Origin of the sequence: Paraburkholderia sp., assembly GCF_036488795.1 — a bacterium.
GTDB lineage: Bacteria > Pseudomonadota > Gammaproteobacteria > Burkholderiales > Burkholderiaceae > Paraburkholderia.
In genome coordinates this window covers 1-10,452 of record NZ_DASXHA010000151.1, presented here as the reverse complement: position 1 = coordinate 10,452, position 10,452 = coordinate 1, and the positions used below count along the sequence as shown (strand labels likewise).

10 protein-coding genes and 1 pseudogene are annotated in these 10,452 nt (G+C 63.4%); 7 read left to right on the top strand and 4 right to left on the bottom strand.

What is annotated here, in order from left to right:
* Positions 1-473 precede the first annotated feature (473 nt).
* Positions 474-1,232, bottom strand: coding sequence for a YdcF family protein (locus VGH41_RS22250; protein WP_331599756.1), 759 nt, complete (start codon positions 1,230-1,232; stop codon positions 474-476).
* Between the two features lie 234 nt (positions 1,233-1,466).
* Between VGH41_RS22250 and VGH41_RS22245 the strand changes: the two genes are divergently transcribed.
* Positions 1,467-1,787 (top strand): hypothetical protein, encoded by a 321-nt coding sequence (locus VGH41_RS22245; protein ID WP_331599754.1) that lies wholly within the window; start codon positions 1,467-1,469, stop codon positions 1,785-1,787.
* 301 nt (positions 1,788-2,088) lie between these two features.
* Here the strand turns inward: VGH41_RS22245 and VGH41_RS22240 are convergent, their stop codons facing one another.
* The 3 genes and pseudogenes from VGH41_RS22240 to VGH41_RS22230 form a co-directional block, all read right to left on the bottom strand.
* On the bottom strand, positions 2,089-2,331 hold the full coding sequence (locus VGH41_RS22240) for a hypothetical protein (protein ID WP_331599757.1): 243 nt from the start codon (positions 2,329-2,331) through the stop codon (positions 2,089-2,091).
* Complete coding sequence (locus VGH41_RS22235; protein WP_331599758.1) at positions 2,240-2,443, bottom strand: hypothetical protein; 204 nt, start codon at positions 2,441-2,443, stop codon at positions 2,240-2,242. Before VGH41_RS22235 ends, VGH41_RS22240 begins: the two co-directional genes overlap by 92 nt.
* Positions 2,444-2,620: 177 nt before the next feature.
* A pseudogene (locus tag VGH41_RS22230) lies at positions 2,621-3,016 on the bottom strand (transposase); the annotation flags it as partial.
* Between the two features lie 407 nt (positions 3,017-3,423).
* On the opposite strand from VGH41_RS22230, the gene VGH41_RS22225 reads away from it, so the two are divergent.
* From VGH41_RS22225 to VGH41_RS22200, 6 genes are all read left to right on the top strand, one after another.
* A complete protein-coding gene (locus VGH41_RS22225; RefSeq protein WP_331599753.1) occupies positions 3,424-4,326 on the top strand; it encodes a LysR family transcriptional regulator in 903 nt (300 codons plus the stop codon).
* A 115-nt stretch (positions 4,327-4,441) separates the two neighbouring features.
* The gene (locus VGH41_RS22220) at positions 4,442-5,674 is read left to right on the top strand and encodes a pyridoxal phosphate-dependent aminotransferase (RefSeq protein WP_331599752.1); all 1,233 of its coding nucleotides are present in this window, start codon (positions 4,442-4,444) and stop codon (positions 5,672-5,674) included.
* A gap of 328 nt (positions 5,675-6,002) precedes the next feature.
* Positions 6,003-7,211, top strand: a complete 1,209-nt coding sequence (gene scpB, locus VGH41_RS22215; RefSeq protein WP_331599751.1) for an SMC-Scp complex subunit ScpB — start codon at positions 6,003-6,005, stop codon at positions 7,209-7,211.
* A gap of 61 nt (positions 7,212-7,272) precedes the next feature.
* Positions 7,273-9,144, top strand: a complete 1,872-nt coding sequence (gene rluB / locus VGH41_RS22210; RefSeq protein WP_331599750.1) for a 23S rRNA pseudouridine(2605) synthase RluB — start codon at positions 7,273-7,275, stop codon at positions 9,142-9,144.
* A gap of 416 nt (positions 9,145-9,560) precedes the next feature.
* Positions 9,561-10,019, top strand: coding sequence for a ribosome maturation factor RimP (gene rimP, locus VGH41_RS22205; RefSeq protein ID WP_007182297.1), 459 nt, complete (start codon positions 9,561-9,563; stop codon positions 10,017-10,019).
* A partial coding sequence (locus VGH41_RS22200) for a NusA N-terminal domain-containing protein (protein ID WP_331599747.1) occupies positions 10,016-10,452 on the top strand: 437 nt, incomplete at its 3' end. The genes rimP and VGH41_RS22200, both read left to right, overlap by 4 nt.

Here is a 10,452-nt window from a genome sequence, read left to right as displayed (position 1 = left end):
TCGCCGGATCGGTGCTCATCGTGACGCCATTGTCCATCTGTGCATAGGCTGTACCCGTCAGGGCAGTGAGGGAAACCAGGATCGCCAGGGACACTTTCTTCATCGTTACCTCCGTAGAGTGGTTGTGGCCGAGTATTGCCTGTCCGATCAGGAAGGACAATGCATTCTAGCCAGCAATATCCGCTCCAACGGAGGCCCTGTTACAGTTTTGACAGATAGTTACATCCAGTTACGTTTGGCCGCTGTCGACGCCTGGAACCGGGCTGCCTTCCCGCCGAAGTTCGGCCGCCGGTGTGTCGCCCGGGTGGGGCATGCGTGAACGCCCGACGAATCGGCCCCACGCCTCGTCTCCTGTGCGCCGGCGTTGACCACAGAACGCCGGCCAAGGTGGTCCGCAGAATTGCATGGGATTCCTGATCAACGGAGGCTTTTGCGACATGCCTGCGTGTACAGCCACAAGCCACCATCCACCATCAGAACCATCCGATCATCCGGTACACGTAAAATTGTGCAATGCCTATCAATTCGTGGAGTGCAATTTCCGCGTTGACGAGGTTGCCATAGCGCGGCAGCAAACCAACCCGTATGTGCCGCGCGTTGGAGACGACCGGCTGGGGCATCAGTCCGAAACGATGGAAGTCGAGCAACGCGCGCGGCATCTGGTAAGCCGAGGTTACGAGGATCACGGAGTCATAGCGGTGTTCCTGCAATAGTCCGGCAACGTTGCGGGCGTTTTCGTAAGTCGTGAGGCTGTGGTTCTCGAGGATGACGTTCGTGGCGGGAACCTCCTGTTGCACCAGATAGGGCAGATAGTTATCCGCCTCCGGGACTTCATGTCGCTGCGGGTTGCCGCCGCTAATGATGACATCGCAGTCGTATCCGTCGTTTTTACATGCCTTGTAGAGCCCGGCGCTCGTCGCGATACGCGCGAATGCATCGCGCCGCGGCACCAGCCTGTGATTGTCGTCGTACACGGTGCCGCATCCCAGCATGACAATCGCGGTACGCGGGCCATAGGCGGCGTATGCGACGGAGGGCGCGCCGCGCTGGGCCAAAGCCAGCAACGGGGCGCTCAGCCAGCCGGCGGCAAGCAGCCAGAAAAACGTCACGCAGGCAACGGCGAGGGAAACCCGATGACGCCGCGTTAGCACAAATGCTGCAAAAAAAAGCGCCAATAAAGTGAATAGAATCAATTTAAATGGGGTAACGTATGGTTTTCGGGGCAATTCCATGCTGTTGCCATCGCGCCGCTTCGGGCGCATCGCAGGCACATGGAAAGAACGCTAACACGAGGTTCGTTTCGGGGTGCCCAAACAAGGAATAACAGGCAGCGCCTGGCGGGAATGGGTGGCATAGCGCCACCGTGGTGAGGTTTTTCCGTGGGGTGGGTGCTAAGCGCGTCACTGGTGGCGCGGTGATGTGCGGCGCAAAGATGTGTCATGGCTGCACTTTAAGAAAGAAGTGAGATGACCACGTATTCCAACGAAGCAGTTCTTGAAGCGCTGCGGCGGGCGCAATATCGCCAGGTCCCATGGGCCAGACGGCCAGGCGTATTCGAATATTTGCGTGCGCTCGGCTTGATGGAAACCGTGCGGCAACGGACCGTCGCTCCCGCGCCTGGTTTTCATGCGCCGGTCGACATCGCTGTACTGACCGACCGCGGCCGCGCCGAGTTCGCACGGCTCGAACGGGACGAGCGCTCCCTGACATGGACCACGCGGCGCATGAACGATTACGTCGCTGCGGAATTCCGTTCCAGCACGGCCGACCTGGAAGTCCGTCCCTAGCGGTTCGGCAGTGTCCTTAGGAAGGTCTGATGTGCCGGCGCGGCGCGCCGGTGCAACGGCATTTGTCCGCGGTCCGTTTTCCCTTGCGTCCGTGTTCCGGCGCTTCCCGCAGCTTCCTCATCTGATCCCTGCAGGCAAAGAAGCGGCAAAAAAAAGCCCGTATCGCAAGGATACGGGCGTACCGGAATTACTACTGCCACGCTGTGCTAATGGCATAGATGAGACTGGCCGGGTGGCGGGTGGTTCCCACAATGTTTCGCTCAACCGTGTGTCGGTTCCGGTGGCGTGCCATAACGCAGGCCTAGCGGCGACGGGTCGGATCTTCCCGCTGTTGTTCCGGTCGCGCCCGCACGTTGCTCGCAATGTCGCCACGTAAATCGCCGCGCGGAGTAGGAGGGGTAAAGTCGCGCACCCGTTCTCCCTGTTGCCAGGCATCGAGCGACGCGGTCCGGTCAGGCCGCCAGTTCCATTCCTGTGGCCGTTGCTGCGAGAAAGCTGGTGCGGCAATCAATGAAACGACAATGCCGCACAGAAGCAGTGACATTGGTTTCATGCTGGGCTCCCGTCAACCCCCAAGACTCGGGGTCATTTGCATACTCATAAGGTATGCCAAGGAGCGAAAGCACGCTGTAAGTAATCGTAAATGGATGTTTCATTGCGTGTCACCTATCCGGCAGGCCTGCAAAGGACCGTTTGCGTGGAGAGGTGAGGCGGCAAGCCGCGCGCGGAGGTCTGCGTAGCCGGCCGACGGGTGCGGCGCTGCTCCAGATCCGGGCGCCAGATGCGCGCCGGGCGCCTATAAAGGCGCCCGGCGGGGGACAAACAGGTGGTCAAGCCATCTTGACCGGTGCGCGCCAGGATTCCGGATTGGTCCAGAAGGCGCCCCGCAGACGGTCGCGGCTCGGTGGTGCGGGTGGTTTGGCCGCCGTCGCGCCAATCCGGCCGCGCAGCGAAATTTCACGGCCGCTCGTGCCAAGTCGCTTGACTATTTCGGCGAGCGTACCATCGGCTTGCCACTCGTCAAAACGGCGGCGGCAGGTCGGCGGAGAGGGATAGCGTCCGGGAAGCTTGGACCAGCCTTCACCTGTGGACAGCACCCAAAGAACCGCATTGACAACCGCGCGCGCTTCCACGCGTGGCCGGCCGCGTCGTTCGCTCCGTGCTGGCTCCGCACAGAACAACGCCTCGACCAGCGCCCACTCGTTATCTCTCAAATCGTCGAACAGCATCATGTCTCACCTCAGCGAAGCTAACTCCGGTGCGCTGCCCCGCGCCGCGCACTCTCCATGCACTCAATCGCGAGTGCCAGGCGGGGTCGGGCTTGCCACGGTCTGGTTGTGCAGTCAGGTCCATGGCGCCGACCCTGTGCGCAATCAAATGCACGAAGCGTGCCATCTTGTTGAATTCTTCCTCGAAGCCCGTTATTCCGGGCCAGCGCGGGCGTTAGTCAGGGGCGTATAAGAATCCAAAAAAGCCGTCTCGCAAATCGGGACAATCACCAATCTTGTGCAATCAGGCCCGCGCAGCGTGCGTTTGCGCCTTCTTGCCGCATTGCAGCGAAATGATCATTCAGGTGTGCTGCGCGCGTAGAACCAATAGAATGCTCATCAAATGGCATTATTGATGAGACTCCGGGATGAATGTCACGCTGCGCCAGCTAAGGGTTTTCATTGAGGTCGCGCGCTTGCAGAGCTTTAGCCGCGCGGGCGACGAGATCGGTCTCACGCAGTCGGCGGTGAGCCGCTGCGTGCGAGAACTGGAAGGGGAGATCGGCCTCAAGCTGATCGACCGGACTACGCGCGAGGTGCAGCTGACGGACGTGGGCGGCAATCTCGTCTCCAGCGTCTCACGTCTGCTGACGGACCTGGACGACGCGCTGCGCGAGATTCGCGAGATCGGCGAACAACGGCGCGGGCGCGTCGTGGTGGCGGCCAGTCCCACGGTGGCTTGCCGGCTGATGCCGCAAGTGGTGGCGGCGGCCGGCCAGCAGTTTCCCTATATCACGCTGGGGCTGCGCGACGATGTGCAGAGCGACGTGGTGCGCAAGGTCAAGTCGGGGGAGGTCGACTTTGGCGTCATCATTGGACCGTTCACGGCGGACGATCTGCTCAGTGAGCAACTCATGACCGATTCGTTTTGCCTCGTGTCGCGCGCCGACCATCCGCTGGCCGCCAAACAGCAGGTCGCATGGTCGGATCTGGAGGGACAGCGGCTCGTCATGCTCGACTACGCGTCAGGTAGCCGTCCGATCATTGATGCCGTGATGAATGCGCACGGCGTGAGCGCCGACGTCGTGCAGGAGCTGGGACATTCGGCTACCGTGTTCGGCCTGGTGGAGGCGGGGGTCGGCGTGAGCGTGCTGCCGTGGCTTGCACTGCCGCTGCCGGCCGACGCGTCGCTGGTGGCGCGCCCGCTGGTGCCGCGCGCCGAGCGGACCGTCGAGCTGGTGCGGCGGCGCGACCGCTCGCTGTCGCCAGCGGCGGAGGCGGTGTGGGGGCTGATCCGCAAGTTGCCCGCGCGGGCCGAAGATTTGGGGTAGGAGGCGCTGACCGGCCGCATCGGGTCGTGGTCCTCGGCGCGCGGCGTCGCGTCCCTAAAAGGCGCCGCAGGCTAAACTATCGGCTTTTCCGACCTGACCTACCCTGGATCTCTTGATGAGCGAATCGGATCTGCCTGTCCCACTCTTGCCCCATGCACGCGACGCAGTACGCGCATTGCGACCTTCCCAGATTCGCGAAGTGGCGAACGCCGGGTTCGGCGTCGAGAATGTGCTGCCGTTCTGGTTCGGAGAATCCGACCGGATCACGCCGGAATTCATTCGCCAGGCGGCGAGCGATGCGCTTGCCGCGGGCGCGACCTTCTATACGCATAACCTTGGCATCGCGCCGTTGCGCGCGGCGCTCGCCGACTATGTCGCGCGCCTGCACGGTCCGACTTCCTTCGAGAACGTCGCCGTCACGAGCGCCGGCGTCAATGCATTGATGCTGGCTGCGCAACTGGTGGTGGGGGCGGGTGACCGCGTGGTCGCGGTTACACCGCTGTGGCCGAATCTGGTCGAAATCCCGAAGATCCTCGGTGCGCACGTCGAGACCGTCGCGCTCGGCTATGGTGCGCAAGGCTGGACGCTCGACCTGGAGCGCCTGCTCGCCGCGTTGACGCCGGACACCAAACTGCTGTTGCTCAACTCGCCGAGCAATCCGACTGGCTGGGTCATGAGCGCCGCAGAGCAGCGTGCCGTGCTCGAGCATTGTCGCCGGCTCGGGATCTGGATCGTTGCCGACGAAGTCTACGAGCGTCTCTACTACACGGCCGACGTCGATACGGCCGCCGTGGAGACGGCAGCCGGCGCGTCCCGCACGGCCCCTTCGTTCCTCGATCTGGCGGCTCGCGACGAGCGCGTGATTTGCGTGAATTCGTTTTCGAAGGCATGGCTGATGACTGGCTGGCGGCTCGGCTGGATCGTCGCACCGGCCGCATTGATGGACGATCTCGGCAAGCTGGTCGAGTACAACACTTCGTGCGCGCCGGCTTTCGTCCAGCAGGCGGGCCTCGCTGCCGTCCAGCAGGGCGAACCGTTCACCCGCCAGCTGGTAAGCGAGCTCAAAACCTCGCGCGATCATCTGGTGAGGGCCTTGTCGGCGTTGCCCGATGTAGATGTGAAGGCGCCGCCGGGCGCGATGTATCTGTTCTTTTCGCTGCCCGGCGCGACGCACAGCCTGGCGTTGTGCAAGGCGCTGGTGCGCGAGGTCGGCCTGGGCGTGGCGCCCGGCAGTGCCTTCGGTGCCGAAGGCGAGGGTTTCGTACGCTGGTGCTATGCATGCGACACCGCACGGCTCGATGCGGGCGTGGCGCGTCTGAAGCAATTCCTGACTACGCACGCTAGTTGAAATGTGGATGTGAGCGTCGCAGCGCAGAAGCGGGCAGCCATCTTGCCGGTCTTTTGCGCCTGATTGGCAGGGATCGGCGCCCGCGGGCGGAATCGGCGGGATTTCGTCTTTACGCACCCATTGTTTTTGCGTAATATGGCGTTCAGTCACGCGATTCCCTTCAGGAATATCGCTGCTCCGTCCGGCTGGGTATGGCTCGATTGCCTGTTTCGCCTCCCCCCGGTGCGTGCTCCCATCAATATGACCGATCAGAATCGGGCGAGCGCGTCTTCAGTTCCAAATCGTCTGTTTGATCCGGTTCTTTGACCACAGGGTCTGACCTAGCTGCATGAATACCCAAGAGGCGAAGATCGTCCTCGAGACTGCCTTGATCTGTGCGCAGGAGCCTTTAAAGCTCGCTGAGTTGCGTAAGCTCTTTGCCGACGGCGTGTCGGCAGATACGGTTCGCACATTGCTCGAAGACCTGAAGCAGGACTGGTCTGGGCGTGGTGTCGAACTGGTCGGGCTGGCGTCGGGCTGGCGCTTTCAAAGCAAGCCTGCGATGCGTTCGTATCTGGATCGTCTGCATCCCGAGAAGCCGCCGAAATATTCGCGCGCCGTTCTCGAGACGCTGGCGATTATTGCGTATCGGCAACCGGTCACGCGCGGCGATATCGAAGAGATTCGCGGCGTCACGGTGAACACACAGGTCGTCAAGCAACTCGAGGATCGGGGCTGGATCGAAGTGATCGGCCATCGTGACGTGCCGGGACGCCCGGCGCTGTATGCGACCACGCGTCAGTTTCTCGACGACCTCGGATTGAGGGCGCTCGACGAGTTGCCGCCGCTGGACGATCCGTCGGCGCAACTGAACGTCGATCTGCTCGGTCAGGGCGCCATCGAGTTTGCCGACGCTAACGCACAGACCGACGGCGACGCGTCCGTCGCGACGGCGGAGGGTGAGGCGGGTGAGGCGATTGCGAGCGACGCAGACAGCGCCGTTCAAGGCGACGCGCCGCACGCTGAAGCGTCTGGCGAAACGTCGCTCGACACGTTGGCGAGCGAAGAAGCCGCGTTCGTTGAAGAGCCCGTGGCGGCTGCATTGAATAGTGCGCATGGCAGCGTCGAACCCGTGCCGACTGAGCGGACCGAAGGTGCCGCAGGACACGTCGGTGACGCGTCCGTTGACGCAGCGGCGCAGGTAGCCACGCAGGCAGGAACGGAATTAGCTGAGGGTGAACAGACGCCGGGCCACGCGGGACACCATCCTGCTGGCGACGGACAGGTCGCGCAGGCGGCCCCGGCGTCCGAAGAAATTTATGCAGAACCGCACGTGGAAGCCGCCGAAAGCGCCGCTCTGCGTGCACCAGATCAGGAGCCGGTCTCCCAGGCCGATCCCGCAATACCCGCGCACGATTCGGGCGAACTCCGCAGCACGGAGCACGCCGTTGAATCGAACCCGACACGTGTGGCGCACGACGATTCAGAAGATCGCCGCGCTGCTGCACAGGACGCCGGCGTTCTGACCGACGACGAAAAAGAGTCGCGCAGCGCCTGACGTAACCGAACTTTTGCCGCGCCCGCAATGGGCGCGCGCGACCTGACATTTTGAGGTTGTTTTGACTGATACCCACGACACCGATTCGTCCGAATCCGAGCACGCCGTGCACTCCGCACGCGCCGGCGAAACGCGTACTTCACAAACGTCGGCAGGCGAGAGCGAGCGCCCGGCCCACGCCGAAGGCGCGGAGGGCGAAGACCGTCCGCGCCGTGGTCTGCGCCGCGGGCCGCGTAGCCTGATCGCGCGGCGGCGCGCGGGGGCGAAGGCCAAGGGTGCCGAAGGTGCGGCTCCCGAGCCGGTAGTGGCGGAAGCGCCGCCGGACGGTGAAGTCGTCGCACAGGTCCGCATGCCGCGCAAAGAACCGGGCGCGAAGGGCCAGGGGCCGCGCCGCAATGCCGGCGCGAAGCGCGAAGGCCGTGAAGGCGGTCAACCGCGTGAGGGTCGTGAACCTCGCGAATCCCGTGAAGGCGGTCAACCGCGCGAAGGTGGCCGCGCACGCCAGAACAACCGGCGCGGCGGTGAGGCGCCGGTAGTGGCTGCAACGCCGGACGCCAATCAGGACGATTTGTTCTCGTACGTGACGTCGCCCGCATTCGATGCTGACAACAGCACCACCGGCGGCGTGCGCGCCCCGATGCTGCGCCGTGGCAAGCCGGTTGCGCCGAAGCGCGTACTGTCGCCGGACGACGACGCACCGAAGCTGCACAAGGTGCTCGCCGAAGCCGGCATGGGATCGCGCCGGGATATGGAAGAGCTGATCATCGCCGGGCGGGTGTCCGTCAACGGCGAACCGGCGCATATCGGCCAGCGCATCATGCCGACCGACCAGGTCCGCATCAACGGCAAGCCGGTCAAGCGCAAGCTGCAAAACAAGCCGCCGCGCGTGCTGCTGTACCACAAACCGACTGGCGAAATCGTCAGTCACGCTGATCCGGAAGGCCGTCCGTCGGTATTCGACAAGCTGCCGCCGATGAAGACCGCCAAGTGGCTCGCGGTCGGCCGGCTCGACTTCAATACCGAAGGTCTGCTGATGCTGACCACCTCGGGCGATCTGGCGAACCGTTTCATGCATCCGCGCTACAGCGTCGAGCGTGAATATGCCGTGCGCGTGGTCGGCGAGCTGGCCGAAGGCATGCGCCAGAAGCTGCTGCACGGCGTCGAACTCGAAGACGGTCCGGCGAATTTCCTGCGCATCCGCGACGGCGGCGGCGAAGGCACCAATCACTGGTATCACGTCGCGCTGGCCGAAGGCCGTAACCGCGAAGTGCGCCGCATGTTCGAGGCGGCCGGCCTGATGGTCAGCCGCCTGATCCGTACGCGGCACGGTCCGATCTCGCTGCCGAAGGGGCTCAAGCGCGGCCGCTGGGAAGAGCTGGAAGACAATCAGGTGCGCAGCCTGATGGCGTCGGTAGGTCTGAAGGCCACCAGCGAAGAGAAGGGCGGCCGTGGCGCGGCGCCCGAGCGCAAGCAGCCTGATCCCATGCAGACGTCGATGGGCTTCATCAACCGCGAGCCGGTTCTGATGTCGCACGGCCGTTTCGACCAGCAGCAACCGCGCGGCGGCCAGCGCCGCGGCAGTGCAGGCGGTTTCGGCGGTGGCGCGGGCGGTGCGGGTGGCTTTGGCGGCGGCCACGGTCGCGGCGCGAGCCGTGGCGCCGGCGGTGGCTTTGCGGGGCCGATGAGCAGCGGCGGCGGTTCGAGCTTGCCGCGTGGCGGACGTGACATTGATGGCAATCGCGCGCCGTCGGGCAGCGGCAATCGTCCGGCCGGCAAGCGGGCTGGCGCCAGCGGCGGTAATCCGGGCAACGCCGGTGGCCGCGGCCCGGGCGGCGGCAATCGCGGCGGCAATGCCAACCGTACGGGCGGCGGCAATCCGAACGCGGGCGGCGCCAATCGGGGCGGTCCGCGTGGCCGTTCGCGCAGCCGCTAGGCGACGCGGCATTGCCGACCGGGTCGCACGGCGTCAAGGCGTGCGCCGCCCGGTCGGAAAGTGCACAAATCCGGGGTGGGGCCGAGGTCTTGCGCAACGCGCCTGTTGCCTCCATCTGGCGGAAAGATTGCAGTGAAATCAAGCGGAAATGCGCTTCTCACGCGCGTCTGCGGTTTGCGTTTGTCCTGAAAAATGGCTACAATCGCAGAGTCGCTGGGCGTGCGGCTTTTCATGTGCGGCTCAGATGCGACCACCGGCAATAAGATGATGGGCGTTTCGCCCATTTTTTTTTGCCGCTTCAGTTTGTGGTTCGGCATCTCGGGTAGCACGAACGTGCGCCGGCTTGGCGCGCTGCCCGCATAGGTGTTTGCAAGAAAACCCGGCAGGCTCGCCGCGCGAACATCTTAGAGGGTACTGTGCAACTGACGGAACTGATTGAAACCACGGTCGTGGGACTCGGCTACGAGCTCGTCGATCTCGAGCGCACCGGGCGCGGCATGTTGTGTATTTATATCGACCAGCCGGCCGGCATTGCAATCGAAGACTGCGAGAAAGTCACGCGTCAGCTCCAGCACGTTCTGACGGTCGAAAATATCGATTACGAGCGGCTTGAAGTATCGTCGCCGGGGCTCGACCGCCCGCTGAAGAAACTGGCGGATTTTGAACGCTTCGCAGGCAGTGAAGTCGTTATCACATTGAAAAAACCATTGGACGGACGGAAATCGTACCGGGGCATCCTGCATGCTCCGCAAGGCGAAACGATCGGTCTGGAATTTGAAGGGAAGGAAGGCGCTGCGATGCTCGATTTCACGCTCGCGGACATGGATAAAGCACGCCTCGTTCCGAAAGTTGACTTTAGGAGCCGCAAACAATGAGTCGCGAAGTGTTGATGCTGGTGGATGCGCTGGCACGCGAGAAGAACGTCGACAAAGACGTGGTATTTGCCGCGCTCGAAGCGGCTCTCGCTTCGGCCTCCAAGAAACTCTTCGAAGAAGATGCGGACATCCGCGTCCATATCGACCGTGAAAGCGGCGAGCACGAAACGTTTCGCCGCTGGAAAGTGGTGCCGGACGAAGCCGGTCTGCAAGAGCCGGATCAGGAAATCCTGCTGTTCGAAGCGCGTGAGCAAAAGCCCGAGATCCAGCTCGACGAGTTCATCGAAGAACCGGTGCCGTCAATCGAATTCGGCCGGATCGGCGCGCAGGCCGCCAAGCAGGTGATCCTGCAGAAGGTGCGCGACGCCGAGCGCGAGCAGATCCTCAACGACTTCCTGGAGCGCGGCGAAAACATCATGACCGGTACGGTCAA